Genomic DNA, 15,961 nt, shown 5'->3' with positions numbered 1-15,961 from the left:
ACCCACGCCCGTTCATCTGGACCAAGACCGCCGAAGAGATCCTCGAATCACTCGCCCGATTTTGTAGGCGAATTTCCGGCGCAGCACACTAGCCAATAGCCGCTTCCAGCGATAGGCGTCGTCACATGGAATGGTGCCGAGGTCGGCTGTGCGGTGGTTTTCGGGCCGCGCGTTCGGGTGGAGGGTGGGTGGGGTGGTGGTGCGGCTGTGGACCCAGCCACCGGCCGGCAGACTCACCACCTCGATTCCGGCCACCTCGGCCGGGTCGGGCCGGTGGTGGTCGCGCCGGACGGAACGTGGCTGGCCACCACCGGCTACGGCGACGAGGATCAGCCGCGGAAGTCGGGCAACACCGCGAGGTCGGCCAGCTCCTGGTCGGTGAAGACCGGCTGGGTCAGCATGCCGAAGCCGGGCTGCTGGGCGCCGGGCCCCTGCTCCACGGACACCGCCCGGTCGTCGGCCACCCAGGTCGCTCGGACCTCACGCGGCACCTTGCCGCTGCCGCCCCGCCAGGACACCGCGACCGGGGTACCGGTGACCGCGGTCAGTACCGTACAACCGTCGTACGAGCCGACGGCCTGGTAGGCGGCGGCGCACGGATCGTTGGTGCCGGGCGGGCCGTAGTCGGTGAACGAGCCGACCCGCACCAAGCCGGCCTTGCCGTCGCGGTAGACCTCGGTACCGACCGAGTAGCGCCAGCCAGTCTGCTGCCAGCCCTCCACAATTGCGTAACGGGTGAACGGGTGGCCCGCCGCCGGAGTGGCGCCCGGCGCCGGAGTGGTGTATCCGGCCGGTATCGCGGCAATGAGCGCGGCCAGCATCTGGTTGGCGCGCTGCTGCTGGGCTTCCGGGATCTTCGACACCGCACGACCGGTGGGCGACTTGGCCACCCCCGGGCTGTGTGCGCTGGTGGTGCCTGGCGCGGCGACGGTGCCTGGCGCGCCGGGTGCCGGTACGACCTGGGTCATGGCCGCCACGGCGGCGACCGCGGCCAGCGCGACTCCGCCGGCCCACCATCGGCGCCGGTGGTTTCTGGCCTGCCGCCCGGCTGCCACCATCTCCTCCCGGCTCGCTGGCCGCGGCCCGGCCTCGCCGACCACCCGCGCGAACAGATCCCGCACGTCGTTGTCGTGCATCGTCACTCCTTACCTGTGGAAGCGGTGTCGGGCACGCCGAGCAGGCGGCGCAGAGTTTGCAGCCCGCGGGCGGCCTGGCTCTTGACCGTGCCGACCGAGATCCCGAGCAGCTCCGCGGTCTCCTCGACCGACAGGTCCTCCCAGAACCGCAGCACCAGCACGGCCCGCTGGCGCGCGGGAACGGCCGCCAGGGCACGGCGCAGGATTAGGCGGTCGTCGACCCGGTCGGTCCCGGCCGGGGCGCCCGGGTCCAGGTCGACGAACTCGGCCGTCGGCCGCTCCCGGCGCCACGGCCGGCGACGCTCGTCGAGGAAGACCCGTAGGAGGGTGCGCCGGACGTAGCGGTCGACGGGCTCCTTGCGTTGGATCCGGGGCCACGCTAGATAGAGCTTGATGAATGCAGTCTGTGTGAGGTCGTGCGCCAGATGCCAGTCGCCGCACAACAGGTAGGCGGTCGCCCGGACCGCCCTGCCCCGGGCGGCGTAGTAGTCGCCGAACTCCCGATCGCGGCTCATGCCCGATCCCATGCAACCTCCCTCGTCCCTGACGGCAATACTCACGTAAGCAACGGGCCGGCAGGTTGCACGGATTACGAGGCGATCCTGGGCCGGTCCTCATCGCAGACGAAGGCCACCACGCCGCCCACCACCTCCGAGTCCTTCGTGATCCGCCGGTACCCGAGCCCGTTGGTGGATCGCAGGCGTGCGCCGGTCCAGGTGTCGGCGACGCAACGCTTTCCGCGCAGAGGATCTCGGCGTCCCGCCCGTCACGAACGACCAGTGCCGGAATCTTCAGAGGCGACGAAATCGCCGTAACGCGTCCAATTGGACGGTCGAAGCCTCACATCACCAAGGTGGTCCATGATCACGTTCACGCTCAGCGCCATCTTGTTGACTGGCGGTACGACCGCAGCCCGGCCAGGCTGGGTCGAGGTGATCGGTAGGGTCGCTCTCTCATCGGCTGCCCGATCCGGTAACCATGATCAGGTGCGTGGTTCGACCCTGTACGGGCGCCGGCGATCCTTGGGGTGCTCATAGAACGTGCCGCTGCGTGTCCGGTGCGAGGTGGACTGCTCCTGGTGATCACAGTACGGGCGTACGTGTCGGCGGTGTGTCGTGATCGTCCACAGTAGACCCTTGCTCGTGGGCCTGGCGGGACAGGGCGAGCCATGGGGTCGCTGAGCGGCGTGCTGGCCGTCGAAATCGTGAAACCGCAGGTCAGCACGGTCCTCGGGTCGGATCCTACACACGCGTTGACGCGTTGGGCGTGACAGCAAAGCCGCAGGTCAAGGCGCTGGGGGATGGGTAACAGTACGCCCGTACGGGACAAAATTCGTGTCGCGCGGCGATCTCTGCATCGATTAGTGTCGACAAAAAAGGCCAGCTGAGCTGACCTTTTCCAACGTCGGGACAGCGGGATTTGAACCCGCGACCCCTTGACCCCCAGTCGTCGGAGGCCCCAGCGACGTGCTCAGGCACGTTCTCCCAGGTCGTCTCAAGCATAAACCGGCCGAGTAAAGGAGTCCGTGATGTGAGCCCCGTCGCGATGCGGTGGTTCGGACTTTGCTAGGTCATGAGCGTTGCTGTTGGTGTGACGAGCTGGGCGAGGTCGTGGGCGGCTTGTTGGCGGCGTTGGGCGTTGATGCGGGTGTAGTAGCGCATGAGGGTTGCTGGGTCGTGGCCGAGTCGTTCGGCGACTTCGGGGATTCCGTAGCCGAGGTCGAGGGGGTTGGAGGCCAGGAGATGCCGGATCTGATGGGGTCCTATCGGGCCCGATACGCTGCGGTCATCGTCGACGAGGCGCAGGATCTAACGCCGTTGCAATACGTGATGCTCCATGAACTCGGCCGCGGCAGGACTATCTTCGGCGGCGACCAGGCACAAGGTTGTTCGGGTTCCGCCTGGAACTCGGCCGCGACCAGACCGGAACACGGATGCAAGCCAGACGCGACGGGCTCGTCACACAACAGGCCGCCGGGTTTGATGGAGGCATCGAACAGCCGGAGGATGCGCTGTTATCGCGGCACCGAAGAAGTACTCGGACGAGATTCGTGAGCGAGCGACGCCGCTGGCGGTCGGGCAACCTATGCGGAGAACCGCAGCGTCTACGGCGCGCGAAAGATCTGGCATGAACTGCATCGTCTCGGGTGGAAGTTGACCACCGTCGAGCGGTTGATGCGCGAGGCTAGCATCGACATCACCGCGAAGCCCCGCGCAAACTCGACTGGGACACCACCAAGTCCTCTGTCAATCCCCTGGAACCGTGGAGGACTGCCGTGGCGGAGCAGGTGGCAGTACTGGGCGAGAGTGACCCGGGGAGGATCGCGAGGCCGACTCCGGACCGGCGAGCTTGGCGACCGCGGAGGAACAGGGTGTCGTCGAGGCTGTCGTGGCCGGTCGGCTTGCAGCTGCCCCGGTAGGTGTACTGGCCGCAGACGCTCGGGCTCGTCGCGACGCCGGCCCTGCGCTCCGAGTAGGTCGTGTTGTCGATGTGCATGTACATCACGTTGGTGGCCGTGGCGGCGTTGAAGATGACGTGCGGCCGCTCGACGACGCGGTTAGGGCCGAGGTCGCCGCTTGCCTGGCGGGTGAGCACGTTGCCGACAAACACCCGTTTCCTCAGGTCGCTCGACGAGTAGCAGGTGATGTTCTGGAACGGCGACGCGTTCGTCTTGTCCTCGCCGAGTCAGTAGTAGGTGCCGCCGACCTTGATGACGGCTTCGGCGTGCGCCTGGATGGCCCGCCCGGCGGCGTCGGTCCACACCGCGCCGGGCGTGATGGTGACCGGCGCCGCGAAGGCGGGTGCGGCGAGCCCGGTGACGAGCCCGGTGGCGGATCAGGACGGCGGCGAGCTTGGATCTGAAGCCCATGGATGCTCTCCTCAGCGAATGCCGATGCTACGGCTGCCGAGCACCTTCGGCGCGGCGGCCGCGGCACCGGTGACCGGCGCGAACGCGAGGGGCGTGGTGGGCGCGGGCGCTCACTGCACGAGGTAGGACGTGCCGGCCTGGCCCGGGATGCTGATCGTGGTGCCGGTCTGGCCGGTCGGGACCGTGGCGCCCGTGCCGTCGACGACGGTGACGGTCTGGCCGGGCCACGGGTTGCGCACCGAGACGGTGCCGGGCGCGCCGGCGTCGATGGCGAGGGTCGTCAGCACGCCGCCCCGGATCTGGATGGGCCCGGCCCTGACGACACCGTGTATTGCGCCGAGCAGCCGATGGCGGCGGCGGAGGCGGGCAGCGTGACGGCAGCGGCCGAGCCGGCCAGCGGGCCGCGACAGTCAGCGCCGCGGTGCGGGCTCTGGATGGTGTGCGTATACGCCTCTCCGTCTTACGCGGTGGTGCAGGCGGCGCCGTTGAGGGTGAGCCTGGCCGGCTTGGCGGTGTGCCGGTGTGGGTGGCCTGGAAGCCGATGTCGGTGGAGGCGCCGGGGGCGAGGACGGCGTTGTAGCCGGCGTCGGTGGCGGTGACCCGGCCGCTGGACGGGGTGTAGGTGGCGTTCCAGCCGCCGGTGATCGTCTGCCCGCGGGGAGGGTAAAGACCAGTGACCAGTGGTGGACGGTCGTGGTGCCGGTGTTGGTGATCGTGATCGCGCTCGTCAGGCCGTTGTTCCAGGCGCTGATGGTGTCGGAGACGCGGCAGGCGGCCGGCCCGCCGGGCACCGGCGGCGAGGAGACGGGCGGCGAGGAGACCGGCGGGCTGGAGGGCGGCGAGCTGGTCGGGCCCGACCCGTCGAGGCCGAGGAAGGCGATGGCGTAGGCGAGCTGCCCGGACATGGGCAGCTGGTGGCCGACGCCGGAGATGCTGATGCCCTCGACGGTGGCCTGGGTGCCGGTGGCGCCGTAGCGGGTCCGGGTCCAACTCGACTGCGGATGATCCGTGAATGCCGGGGTCCGGCTCAGCCCGTGCAGGTCGTCCACTGCTTGATCTCCTCGCCGAAGTTCGGATAGGCGAGAGTCGTGTCGGTGGTGCCGTGCCACATCTGCATCCGCGGGGTAGGAGCCGCTGTAGCCGGGGTACATCGCCCGGGCCTGGTCACCCCACTGCTGCGCGGTCTTGCTGATGTTGCCGCCGGAGCACTGATTGTTCCACAGCGACCCATCGGTGGTGGCGAAGCAGGCGGCCGGAACGCCGGAGAACGCGGACGCGGCGGAGAAGACGTCCGGGTACTCGGCGGCCACGACGTTGGTCATCATCGCGCCGGAGGAGAACCCCGACACCACGATCCGGCCCGCATCGATCGGGTAATGCGAGCGGGCATACGCCGCCATCGACATGATCCCGGTCGAGTCACTGCCGCCGTTGCGCTTCAGCGCCGCCGGGGTGGACACGTCGAAACAACTGCCGCTGCGGGTCGCCTCCGGGACCACGATGATGTACCCGTACCGATCCGCGGCCGTCACGTAGTCGTGCCCGTTGCCGTTGAAGATCCCGGACGCCGAACCGCTGCAGTAGTGCACCAGCACCAGCAATGCCGGCCGCGGCGCCACGTTCGCCAGCGCATAGATGTACATGTTCAGGTTGGTCGGGTTGTTCCCGAAGTTGGTGACCCGGGTCAGCCCGGCCGCCAACGCGGGTGAGTTCGGCAGCAGCAGGGTGGCGAGCCCGGCGACCAAGACCATTGCGGCGGCGGGCAGCAGTCGATGCAGCGGCTTCACGGGTCCTCCCAGGACTGGCTTGTGAGCGCTCATAGGCGCCGCCGACAGGGCCAGTTAACGCGCCTCAACTGCAGCCGGCCCTACAAGCTGATCTTCGCGGTGCACTGGCTCAACGGCACGGCCCAGAACGTGTCGTCGGCGGGCTTCTACTGCAGCCGCTGTCGGGCACCGGCGCCATCTTCGTGGCGCCGCAGGGCATCGACAACGGCTGAGCCAACACCAAGGGGCGGGACCTCACGCTGGTCGACGACCTGACCCGGCTGGTCGAGGGCGGGCTGTGCGTGGACACGGCCCAGGTGTTCGCCCTGGGCTGGAGCTACGGCGGCGCAATGAGCTACGCGATCGCGTGTGCCCTGCCGACGGTGTTCCGGGCGGTCACGGTGCTGTCGGGGGCGAACCTCAAAGCTGCAACGGCGGCACCCAGCCGGTGGCGTACTTCGGCATTCACGGTACCCACGACAGCATGCTGAACATCAGCAACGGCCGCTCGCTGCGGGACACATTCGTGCGCAACAACGCCTGCGCGCGCAGAGCCCGCGGGAGCCGGCGCAGGGCAGCCTGGCCCACATCACCACGGCGTACTCCGGCTGCCGGGCCGGCTACCCGGTGCAGTGGGCCGCGTTCACGGTAACCACACCCCGAGCCCCGTGGACGGGTCGGGCTCGCCGAACGACGCCCGGACGTGGACCTCGGGCGACATCTGGAAGTTCTTCTCGCAGTTCCAGAACACGACGCCGCCGAGCAGCCCGCCCGTGTCGTCGCCGCCGCCGACCAGCACCCCGCCGAGCAGCAGCCCGCCGCCCAGTGGCCAGCCCGGTGCCTGCACCCCGACCTACCGGGCCGTGAACAGCTGGCCCGGCGGCTTCCAGGGCGAGGTCACGGTCACCAACGGCGGCTCGGCGCCCCCTGAGCGGCTGGACCACCCGGCTCACCCTGACCAGCGGGCAGGCGATCAGCAGCCTCTGAAACGGCACCAACACCGGGACCACCGGCAACGTCACTGTCCGCAACACCGCCTCCAACGGCACCCCTCGGGGCCGGCGCGACGACGACGTCCGGCTTCACCGCAACCGGCCCCAGCACGCCGACGCCCAGCGGCATCACCTGCACCAGCCCCTGACCGTCGGTCCCGGCCGGCCGGTGCGCCACAACGGGGGCACCGGCCGGCCCGGGCCAGCCGCATTCGTCCGCCAGTCCCAAGCCGAGCCGGCCGCTGCTCCTGACGTCAGGGCCGCACGGTCGAGCCGTCCGCGCCGAGGGCCAGCAGCTCGGACACGGTCACGAACCGGAAGCCGCGGGCGCGCAGCCCGGCGAACATCTCGCCAAGGTGGCGCAGCGCCACCAGCCGGCGCTGATCGCCGACATCGTGGGCCAGCACGATCGAGCCGGGCCGGACGGTGTCGACGATGTCGCGGACCTGGCCCTGGGGGTTCTTCTCGTACTGCGCCTCGCGCATCTGCTGCGACCACAGCACGAGCCGGTAGCCGAGCTTGTCGGCGGCGAGGATGGTGGAGCCGCCGAGGTGGCCGTACGGGGGCCGCAGCAGGGTCGGGTTGCGGCCGGTGGCCGTGCGAATCGCCGCCGCGCCGCGGTCGATCTGCGCGGTGGCCTGATTGAGGTCGAGGGTGGCGAGGTCGGCGTGCGACCAGGTGTGGTTGCCGACCTCGTGCCGGTCGAGCCGGCCGCGCACGACCGCGGCGTGCTGGCTGAGGTTGCGCCCGACCATGAAGAACGTCGCCGGCACCTGCCACGCATCGAGGGCGTCGAGCACCATCGGCGTCCAGTCCGGCGCGGGCCCATCGTCGAAGGTGAACGCGACGACCGGCTCGTCAGTGCGCACGTGGTAGGTGATGGTCGTGCTCGGCGACTCCGCGTCGGTCAGCACGTCGGCGGCCGAGGCGTAGCCCCCGGCCAGCGGCGGCTGGTTCAGGCCAAAGACATACCGGGCGAGGGGCTGGCCGCCCGCCCCGACGGCCATTCCGGCCACCGCGAGCCCGGTTCCGGCCAGTATCTGCCGCCGCGACAGCACCATTTCGCCGCTCCCCCCATCGATCCCGTTGTGGCATCGTGTCACGGCAAGCGGCGGCGATCATCCTCCCAGCAGCTGGTCGGTCGCGGTCGCAAACCCAACCAGGCCCCTGTACCTGGTGCGGCCGTCGGCACCACCGCAAACGCTCAGCCATAGGCCCAGCCAGACGGAGCCGGTGCCCACGATTGGAAGGGAAAGCCCGCTGGTAGCCGACGTCGCCCCAACCGCTCAACCTGCCGCCGACCTGCGCCGCCGCCTCGCCGACGAGCTGACGGCGGAAGGCGCGATCACCACGGAGGCGGTCACCCGCGCGGTGCTGTCGGTGCCGCGGGAGCTGTTCGCACCACCCGGGACGGACCCTGCCGCGGTGTACGCAGCGCACGGCGTGCTCGTCACGAAGCGTGGAGCCAACGGCCAGGCGATGAGCTCGGTGTCCGCGCCCTGGCTGCAGACCCGAATGATCGAGCAGGCCCGCATCGGCCCCGGCAGCCGAGTCCTGGAGATCGGCTCCGGCGGCTACAACGCCGCGCTCATCGCCGAGATCGTCGGCCCCGGCGGCTGCGTCACCTCGATCGACATCGACGCCGACGTCATCGACCGAGCCCGCGCCAGCCTGGCCGCCACCGGCCACCCAGTTACCGTCGCCGTCACCGACGGCACGAACGGCTACCCGACGCACGCGGCGTACGACGCGATCATCGTCACGGTCGAGGCCGCGGACATCCCACCGGCGTGGATCGACCAGCTCGCGCCAGGCGGCGTAGTGGTCGTGCCGCTGCGGATGCGGGGCAACACCCGCAGCATCGCCTTCACCCGCCGCGGTGACCACCTCGCCGCCACGTCCATGATCCTGTGCGGGTTCGTCCCGATGCAGGGCGACGACGCTCAGCCCGAACAGCACCTCCCACTCGGCGACGACACGATCGTGCTCCGCCTCGACGACCCCACCACCCGGGTCGACCCCGCCGCGCTCACCGCCGCCCTGACCGGCCCCCGGCTCGAGGCATGGGCGCCGGTCACCATGCCCCCACGCACGTCGTTCGAGACGCTGCTGCTGTGGCTGGCCAGCCAACCAGTCCCCTACGGCCGCCTGATCCTCGACCGCGACCGCACCGCAGACCGGATCGACGCGTTCGCCGCCATCATCCCCGCGTTCCTCACCGCGGACAGCCTGGCCTACCTGGCCCTGCGCCGGCTTGACGAGCACACCTGGCAGTTCGGCGGGCACGGCTTCGGACCCGACGCCGACCGCGTCACCGAGCAACTGCTCGACGCCATCGCGGTATGGAACCGCGACCACCGGCACGGTCCCGACCCGCAGATCACCGTGCACCCGGCCGGCACCACCCGACCTGCGACCGCGCCCGGCCAGTTCGTCGTACCACGCCGGCACACCACGATCGCGCTCACCTGGCCGGGCACCGGAGCGGCGGCCTGACCCAGCCCGGACTTTGACGACGAGGGCGTCGCGGGCCAGGAATGTGCAGGGGCCGGCGTCCAGAGGCCGGTTGCGGAACGCCTCGACTTGCGCGTCCAGATGCACCGCCATCTCACTGACCTGAGACTTCGACAGGCCGGTGATGCCGAGCTGCTCGACGAGTTTCTCCACTCGCCTCGTCGAGACTCCCAGCAGATAGGCCGTGGCCACGACACTGACGAGGGCCTGTTCGGCCCGGCGGCGGTGCTGCAGCAGCCAGTCCGGGAAGTAGGAGCCTTGCCGCAGGTTCGGGATCGCCAATTCCACACTGCCTGCGCGGGTGTCCCAGTCCCGGTAGCCGTTGCGCTGGTTCGTCCGCTCGTCGCTGCGCTCGCCATACGGCGCGCCGCACACGGCGTCGGCCTCAGCGGACATGAGTGCTTCGGCGAACGTCTTCACCATCGAACGCAGCAGATCGGGTGACGCCGAGCCGAGTTCCTCACGCAGAAACCGGCCGACGTCCACACTCTTGGGTACGGTCATCGCTTGATCTCTCCTTCATGCTTCGCAGCTCGAAGGATCAAGCGATGACCGTCTCCACATCCTCAACCACCACAAAAGTGGGCGATTCGTACACCACTCCCGTGGACGTGACCCGTCGATGGTGCCTGCGCGTGTCGCTGCGCGCGCGACGGATGCCTCGGCGGAGCACGAGCACAGCGCCCTCCCATCCCGTCCGGGGTTCGAGGACGCATCCTGTGACAGGCCAGAAGAACAGGCTATCCTGAAGAATCATGAGCACTGGCGAGACAAATTCGAAGGTTCACGGACTTGATGAGGTGGACCGACGACTGATTCATGCGCTCCAGATCAACCCACGCGCGAGATGGGCGGCGATCGCACCGGTCGTCGGGGTGGATTCGGTGACAGCCGCACGCCGCTGGGAACGCCTCTCACGAGATGGTCTCGCCTGGGTCTCGGGACATCCCGGCCCGGAGCTGAGGGGACCGTCGGCCATCCTCGAAGTGCAGACGCACCCGGGTGCGACGCTCGAAATCGGCCAGGCGCTGGCGGCCGACCGGGAGGCGTTCACCGTCGATCTGACCGCGGGGGGCCGTGAGATGCTGGTGCTGGTCACCGCGGAGAGTCTGAATGCCCTCACCTCGTACATCATGAATCGAATGCGCGGACTCGAGGGCGTGCGATCGACGAAGACGCATCTGCTGTCGGCGCCCTTCACGGACGCCGGTCAGTGGCGACTTCGTTCCCTCTCGGCCGATGAAGTGGCATCGATAGAACGCGCCGTGGCGGACGACAGGCGCGAGCGGCTGCGCATCGACCCGCAGTTGGAGCACGAGCTCCTGAAGATACTGGGGCAGGACGGGCGGGCGACCGTTGCTGCGATGTCGAGAACCCTCGAGGTGAGCCAACGTCGGGTGCGCGAGACCATGGCCGCGCTCACCAGCCGAGGCCGACTCGTCACCCGACTCGACATGGCCAAGGCGCACTCCGGATGGCCGGTGCACGCCTGGTACTTCCTGCGTGTCCCCGCCACGATCGTGGAGCGGGTCGGATCCGCGCTCGCGCGTCTCAAAGAGATCCGGCTTGGCGTCTCCACCGTCGGGCCCTACAACCTCGTCCTCTCGGTCTGGATGAAGACGCTGGCCGACGTGCAGCGACTCGAGGTGGCCATCGAGGAGCGGCTGCCTGGTGTGACGATCGCAGACCGGTCGGTGGTGCTGCGAACGCTCAAGAAGGAAGGCCGGCACCTGGATGCCCAGGGCAACGCAACCGGCGTCTTCTCCCACCTTCCGACGCTTTTCCCACACGTGGACCCTCAGAACGAGTAAAAATCTGCAGCCGACCGCCCTCCGGCCGCACAGCGGCTACGGTGATCCGCCATGACCACTTCGGAGGCGACAGTCGGCGTGTTCGACCTCTTCACTGTCGGGATCGGCCCTTCGAGCTCGCACACCGTGGGACCGATGAAAGCTGCCGCGACCTTCGCCGCTCACCTCACCGATCTGCAGGTCATCGACCGGGTGGAGAGCGTCCGGGTGGAAATCTTCGGGTCCCTCGCCGCGACGGGTCGCGGGCACGGCACCTTCACCGCCGTCCTTCTCGGTCTCGAGGGAGTCCGCCCGGACGCGGTGACCCCCGCCGAAGCCGACGAACGACTGGCCGCGATCACCTCGACCGGCAGGGCCCTCCTCGCAGGCTCACATCGAATCCCCTGCCGCATCGAGGACTTCGTGCTTCGGCCGCTGACCGTGCGCCAACGACACACCAACGCGATCTCCTTCACGGCACTCGGTCCCGCCGAGACGGTCCTCGCCGCAGAGACGTACTACTCCATCGGCGGCGGCTTCATCGTGCGGGACGGTGACGACGCCCCACCCGTCGGTGCCACGTCACCGCCCGCGCCGCTGCCATTCCGAACCGCAGCCGACCTGCTCGCGATCTGCGACGACAGCGGACTGACCATCAGCCAGGTGATGCTCGCCAACGAGCGGACGTTGCGATCACATGCGGATATCCGCCAGGGGTTGCGCAAGCTGTGGCAGGTCATGGAGGCATGCGTCCATTCGGCGATCGCACGCGTCGGCGTGCTCCCGGGAGGACTGGGCGTGCGCCGGCGCGCGGGTGATTGGGCTGCCCGACTCGCTGTTGAAGACCCCGACCATCGAGACGAGTACTGGCAGGAGCGCGTGAACCTCGTCGCGCTCGCCGTGAACGAGGAGAACGCGAGCGGGGGACGAATCGTCACGGCGCCGACCAACGGTGCCGCAGGCATCATCCCCGCAGTGCTGTATTACGCGCTGCACTACACACCGGCGAGCCGTTCGGTCGAGGTCGGCGCCGAAGACGACATCATCGAGCGGTTCCTGCTCACCGCGGCGGCGATCGGCAGCCTCTACAAGGCGAACGCATCGATCTCCGGCGCCGAGGTGGGCTGCCAGGGCGAGGTGGGATCGGCGTCGTCGATGGCCGCGGCAGGTCTCGCTGAGATCCTCGGCGGCACGCCCCGTCAGGTCGAGAACGCCGCCGAGATCGCGATGGAGCACAATCTCGGCCTCACCTGTGACCCGATCGGCGGACTCGTCCAAGTGCCGTGCATCGAACGAAATGCGATCGCTGCGGCGAAGGCGATCAATGCGGCGAAGATGGCGTTGTGGGGTGACGGCGGCCACCATGTTTCCCTGGATCAGGTCATCGCGACCATGCGAGAGACCGGCGCGGACATGAGCGACAAGTACAAGGAGACGGCGCTTGGCGGTCTCGCCGTCAATGTCGTCGAGTGCTGAGCGGCGCCCGTCGAACTTCGACATCAATCACGTCACGCAGTGACCAGCGACCCAGCGGGGTCGCCCGAGGAAGGAGACTGCCCATGCCAGTTCGCACCGTATTCAAGAACGCAACGGTATTCGACGGCGCCAGCATCGGTGCTGCCGACCTCGTCATCCACGACGGGCATGTCGTGGACATCGGCTCGGACCTGGACGGCGACGAGATCGTGGACTGCGCCGGGATGTCTGTGGTCCCGGGCCTGTTCGACTGCCATGTGCATGTGACGGTTCGCGATCTGAACATCGCTCGCACCGAGCAGCAGGCATTCTCCCTGCAGTACTTCGAAGCCCAGCGGAACCTTTCACTCTTGCTGGATCAGGGCATCACCTCCGCCCGGGACGCTGCGGGAGCAGACCTCGGCGTCAAGCAGGCGATCGAGCAGAAACTCATCGAAGGGCCCCGGCTGCAGCTTGCGATCGTGATGCTGACGCAGACAGGAGGACACAGCGACCTCCATCTCCCCTCCGGCGGCCGACGTTCCGTGCCGATGATGATGGAACATCCGGGACGTCCGGCCTCGATCGTCGACGGCGCCGATGGAGTCCGACGCGGCGTGCGCGAGGTCCTGCGCGCCGGCGCCGACGTGATCAAGATCGCCACCACCGGCGGAGTCATGTCGCCCGGAGACAATCCGCGGCACGCGCACTTCCGAGAGGACGAGATCGCAGCGATCATCGCAGAGGCCGCCGCAGCGGGAACGTACGTATTCGCTCACGCGCAAGGAACGGAAGGAATCAAGGCCGCCTTGCGCAATGGTGTCCGCTCCATCGAGCACGGCTACTATCTCGACGACGAAGCGGTGGACCTCATGCTCCAGAAGGATGCCTGGCTGGTTCCGACGCTCTCCGCGACACGTGCCATCATCGATGCAGCCGACAGCGGCGTGCCGATCCCCGCAGAGAACGCCGCTCTCGCTCGCGAGGCCTTTGAAGCGCACAAGGCGAGCTTCGCACTCGCCGTCGACGCAGGGGTGAAGATCGCGATGGGAACCGACACCCCGCCCTACTGGAGCCCCGCCGCCAGCAATCTCAACGAGTTGGCGCTGATGACCGACCTGTCCTCGATGTCCGCGCTCGACGCGTGGCGCGCGAGCACCTCCAGCGCAGCGCAGCTGCTCGGATACGACAAACTCGGCGTACTCCAGCCGGGCAAGCTGGCAGACCTCGTCGTCGTCGACGGCGATCTGACGGATCTCCACGATCTGCGCGGACGCATACGCCAGGTGTGGCTCAACGGCGATCGGGTTCGCTGACTGCACAACCGGTGATGCTGCCTGCCCGGGACGGCTGAACGCCCCGGGCAGGCAGCATCGTTTCACTAGGGATCCGCCAGGAAGCCCGCCAACATAGCGGCCGCGAACTCCGCGCGTTCGTTCTCCCAGGCATGGCCAGCGCCCTCAATCAGAAGCATGCTGGCGCGCGGGATCTCCGCAGTCATCGCCAGGACGTCCTCCCAACGGACCGCAGGATCCTCGCGACCATGCACGACCAGTGTGCGAGCGGTGACCGACCCGAGGCGCCCACGCGTGTCGAAACCCTGGGTGGCAGCGAAACGCCGGCTGAGCGCGCGGCCCTGAGCGGCCCCAGCCTCCACGACATCAAGGCGCCTGTCGTGACGACCAACGGCGGGTGCCATCTGCCGGAGAAGCGTCTCTGCCCGGGTCGTATCGCCGGTCTCCAAGGCAACGAGGAGCGCCCGTGCGTTCTCCGGAAGGCGATCCGGGTCAGGAGGGGATTGTCCCGTAGCGCCGAGAACGAGGCGGTCCAGACGATCCGGGTGACGCAGCGCAAAGACCTGCGCCACCATTCCTCCGTAGGAGGTTCCCAACACGTGCGCGCGCTGGTAGCCGAGCGCGGTGATGAGTTCGGCGAGGTCATCGGCGAGGTCGTCGATCGTGTACGGATCGCCGGCGAACGCGCTCTTGCCTCTGTCCCGCTGGTCATACGTGATCACAGTGAACGAGCTGAGGAGGTGTCGGCGGAGCCTGTCGAACAGCTCCTGGCCGACTTGCAGCCCGTGGACGAGCACGACCGGAGGGCCGGCGCCGTCCAACTGGTAGGAGGTGTGCCCGCCGTTCGTCGCGACGACCGACGCCGGCCCCTCGGTCAACACGTCACCAGACCTTGCGTGCCCGAGCGTCCGCAACCAGCTCGGGGTCGGGGACGAGCCGCTTCGCGCCAACCGTCGCGAGCGACTGCTGGGAGAAGTGGAACCCGAAGTCCTCGGCGACCAGCTTGCGCCAGGGGCGGGAGAGAATGTTGTGCGTCGCCCACCGCGCGAACCGCGGACGCTTCATGATGTCCTTGGCGATCTCCCATGCCTTCGCCAGCAGATCTTCCCGCGGCACGACATCACTGATGAGACCGTATTCGAGCGCCTTCGGCGCCGGGATCGAGCGACCCGCGTAGATGTAGTAGGCCGCCCTCTTCGTTCCCATCAGGTGTTGCAGGGCCAGCGACAGACCATCGCCGGGTGCCGTGCCGGCCATGAAATGGGGATCCATGAAGTCCGCGTCCTCGGCGGCCAGGGTGATGTCGCACAGGAGCGCGAACTCCGTGTGGATACCGGGACCATTGACTGCGGCAATCGTGGGAATGTCGAGGTTGTTGACGAAATTCTCAATCAGCTTCCACGCATCGATCGTCTGCTGAAAGATGTAATCCGGATCCTCCTCGACCAGCGCCCTCGGCCAAGTCTGCTTCGGGTCGCCCTGAAACCAGGTCTCGCCCGTGCCGGTGAGGATGAGAACGTGGTTCTCCGGGTCGTTGCCCACGTCCTGCCATACCCTGTTCCACGCGTTGTGCGCCGCCCAGTTGTGTACATACGGCCCGTCGTCCGTGTGGAGCCGAAGCTCGATGATGCCGTTCTCCCGGCGCATCTTGAAGAACGCCGCATACTTCTCGGAGTATTCCTCAAGCGTCGGGGGCGGCACGTAGCCGGCCCATCCGTGATCTGACGCGTTCACTATGGGTGTTCCCTTCCTCGGTTTTAGCGCATTTCATGCACTAGTGAGACAACGTATCTCTTTGGCCGCGGACAGCGTGAAACTCGGGCCAAGACGCAGGAAAATTCCTGAGAGAGTGCTGATGGTGAAGGTTCGGTCCAGTCGTTGGCGTCTTCGTGACGCAAACCGCTGATGACGAGATTCGCGATCCTTCTTGCATCATGGGTGAGCGAGGGGTCGAGACATGCGAATGATGATTGCCGGGGCCGGTGATCATCATTTTGACGAACCACGTGTCGGCGGGGAAACTGCCCTCACTCATACCGTGACGCCGCTCGGTGGGCGCTTGTGGAGGAACCGGTCGGCCACAGATGTCCTGCACGTCCTCGGCACTATCCGAGCAGGCGTTTGGCTGGCTCTCTGAGACGCCC

14 protein-coding genes and 3 pseudogenes are annotated in these 15,961 nt (G+C 68.1%); 7 read left to right on the top strand and 10 right to left on the bottom strand.

Annotation, left to right across the window (positions count from 1 at the left end; translation table 11 throughout):
• Positions 1-329: 329 nt before the first annotated feature.
• Both ABT369_RS56345 and ABT369_RS56340 read right to left on the bottom strand, forming a co-directional pair.
• Positions 330-1,136: a hypothetical protein gene (locus ABT369_RS56345; protein WP_350626749.1), complete on the bottom strand. Its 807-nt coding sequence runs from the start codon at positions 1,134-1,136 to the stop codon at positions 330-332.
• Positions 1,137-1,138: 2 nt separating this feature from the next.
• Entirely contained in the window at positions 1,139-1,651 is a 513-nt protein-coding gene (locus tag ABT369_RS56340) for a SigE family RNA polymerase sigma factor (protein ID WP_344614301.1), read from the bottom strand.
• A gap of 1,161 nt (positions 1,652-2,812) precedes the next feature.
• Between ABT369_RS56340 and ABT369_RS56335 the strand changes: the two genes are divergently transcribed.
• On the top strand, positions 2,813-3,190 hold the full coding sequence (locus ABT369_RS56335; protein ID WP_350626746.1) for a UvrD-helicase domain-containing protein: 378 nt from the start codon (positions 2,813-2,815) through the stop codon (positions 3,188-3,190).
• Between the two features lie 33 nt (positions 3,191-3,223).
• Positions 3,224-3,316: pseudogene (locus ABT369_RS56330) on the top strand (IS3 family transposase); the annotation flags it as partial.
• Positions 3,317-3,332: 16 nt separating this feature from the next.
• On the opposite strand, the gene ABT369_RS56325 reads toward ABT369_RS56330, so the two are convergent.
• The 3 genes and pseudogenes from ABT369_RS56325 to ABT369_RS56315 form a co-directional block, all read right to left on the bottom strand.
• On the bottom strand, positions 3,333-3,746 hold the full coding sequence (locus ABT369_RS56325; protein WP_350626744.1) for a glycoside hydrolase family protein: 414 nt from the start codon (positions 3,744-3,746) through the stop codon (positions 3,333-3,335).
• 369 nt (positions 3,747-4,115) lie between these two features.
• The gene (locus ABT369_RS56320) at positions 4,116-4,292 is read right to left on the bottom strand and encodes a hypothetical protein (RefSeq protein ID WP_350626742.1); all 177 of its coding nucleotides are present in this window, start codon (positions 4,290-4,292) and stop codon (positions 4,116-4,118) included.
• Between the two features lie 283 nt (positions 4,293-4,575).
• Positions 4,576-5,648: pseudogene (locus ABT369_RS56315) on the bottom strand (extracellular catalytic domain type 1 short-chain-length polyhydroxyalkanoate depolymerase); the annotation flags it as partial.
• A 425-nt stretch (positions 5,649-6,073) separates the two neighbouring features.
• On the opposite strand from ABT369_RS56315, the gene ABT369_RS58130 reads away from it, so the two are divergent.
• The gene (locus ABT369_RS58130; protein ID WP_502891963.1) at positions 6,074-6,262 is read left to right on the top strand and encodes a prolyl oligopeptidase family serine peptidase; all 189 of its coding nucleotides are present in this window, start codon (positions 6,074-6,076) and stop codon (positions 6,260-6,262) included.
• Positions 6,263-6,414: 152 nt separating this feature from the next.
• On the opposite strand, the gene ABT369_RS58125 is transcribed toward ABT369_RS58130, so the two are convergent.
• Positions 6,415-6,618: a hypothetical protein gene (locus tag ABT369_RS58125; RefSeq protein ID WP_502891962.1), complete on the bottom strand. Its 204-nt coding sequence runs from the start codon at positions 6,616-6,618 to the stop codon at positions 6,415-6,417.
• Between the two features lie 399 nt (positions 6,619-7,017).
• Positions 7,018-7,824 (bottom strand): polysaccharide deacetylase family protein, encoded by an 807-nt coding sequence (locus ABT369_RS56305; protein WP_350626740.1) that lies wholly within the window; start codon positions 7,822-7,824, stop codon positions 7,018-7,020.
• Positions 7,825-7,996: 172 nt separating this feature from the next.
• Here ABT369_RS56305 and fxlM point away from each other — a divergent pair, with 172 nt between their 5' ends.
• On the top strand, positions 7,997-9,259 hold the full coding sequence (gene fxlM / locus ABT369_RS56300; protein ID WP_350626738.1) for a methyltransferase, FxLD system: 1,263 nt from the start codon (positions 7,997-7,999) through the stop codon (positions 9,257-9,259).
• Between the two features lie 6 nt (positions 9,260-9,265).
• Here the strand turns inward: fxlM and ABT369_RS56295 are convergent.
• A pseudogene (locus ABT369_RS56295) lies at positions 9,266-9,781 on the bottom strand (transposase); the annotation flags it as partial.
• 251 nt (positions 9,782-10,032) lie between these two features.
• On the opposite strand from ABT369_RS56295, the gene ABT369_RS56290 reads away from it, so the two are divergent.
• The 3 genes from ABT369_RS56290 to ABT369_RS56280 all read left to right on the top strand — a co-directional run bounded on the left by ABT369_RS56290 (position 10,033) and on the right by ABT369_RS56280 (position 13,838).
• Positions 10,033-11,088, top strand: coding sequence for an Lrp/AsnC family transcriptional regulator (locus tag ABT369_RS56290; RefSeq protein WP_350626736.1), 1,056 nt, complete (start codon positions 10,033-10,035; stop codon positions 11,086-11,088).
• Between the two features lie 51 nt (positions 11,089-11,139).
• The gene (locus ABT369_RS56285) at positions 11,140-12,543 is read left to right on the top strand and encodes an L-serine ammonia-lyase (RefSeq protein WP_350626733.1); all 1,404 of its coding nucleotides are present in this window, start codon (positions 11,140-11,142) and stop codon (positions 12,541-12,543) included.
• Between the two features lie 83 nt (positions 12,544-12,626).
• Positions 12,627-13,838, top strand: a complete 1,212-nt coding sequence (locus tag ABT369_RS56280) for a metal-dependent hydrolase family protein (protein ID WP_350626731.1) — start codon at positions 12,627-12,629, stop codon at positions 13,836-13,838.
• Positions 13,839-13,903: 65 nt separating this feature from the next.
• Here the strand turns inward: ABT369_RS56280 and ABT369_RS56275 are convergent, their stop codons facing one another.
• Both ABT369_RS56275 and ABT369_RS56270 read right to left on the bottom strand, forming a co-directional pair.
• On the bottom strand, positions 13,904-14,698 hold the full coding sequence (locus tag ABT369_RS56275) for an alpha/beta fold hydrolase (protein WP_350626729.1): 795 nt from the start codon (positions 14,696-14,698) through the stop codon (positions 13,904-13,906).
• 1 nt (position 14,699) lies between these two features.
• The gene (locus tag ABT369_RS56270; protein ID WP_350626727.1) at positions 14,700-15,551 is read right to left on the bottom strand and encodes an enoyl-CoA hydratase/isomerase family protein; all 852 of its coding nucleotides are present in this window, start codon (positions 15,549-15,551) and stop codon (positions 14,700-14,702) included.
• Positions 15,552-15,961 lie beyond the last annotated feature (410 nt).

This window comes from Dactylosporangium sp. NPDC000244, assembly GCF_040300725.1.
Lineage (GTDB): Bacteria > Actinomycetota > Actinomycetes > Mycobacteriales > Micromonosporaceae > Dactylosporangium.
This window is presented reverse-complemented; position numbering and strand designations above follow the sequence as displayed.

Excerpts from the sequence above, each read along its gene's own strand:
- ABT369_RS56345 (WP_350626749.1), bottom strand. The coding sequence starts at position 1,136 with ATGCACGACAACGACGTGCGGGATCTGTTCGCGCGGGTGGTCGGCGAG.
- ABT369_RS56340 (WP_344614301.1), bottom strand. The coding sequence starts at position 1,651 with ATGAGCCGCGATCGGGAGTTCGGCGACTACTACGCCGCCCGGGGCAGG.
- ABT369_RS56305 (WP_350626740.1), bottom strand. The coding sequence starts at position 7,824 with ATGGTGCTGTCGCGGCGGCAGATACTGGCCGGAACCGGGCTCGCGGTG.
- ABT369_RS56290 (WP_350626736.1), top strand. The coding sequence starts at position 10,033 with ATGAGCACTGGCGAGACAAATTCGAAGGTTCACGGACTTGATGAGGTG.
- ABT369_RS56285 (WP_350626733.1), top strand. The coding sequence starts at position 11,140 with ATGACCACTTCGGAGGCGACAGTCGGCGTGTTCGACCTCTTCACTGTC.
- ABT369_RS56280 (WP_350626731.1), top strand. The coding sequence starts at position 12,627 with ATGCCAGTTCGCACCGTATTCAAGAACGCAACGGTATTCGACGGCGCC.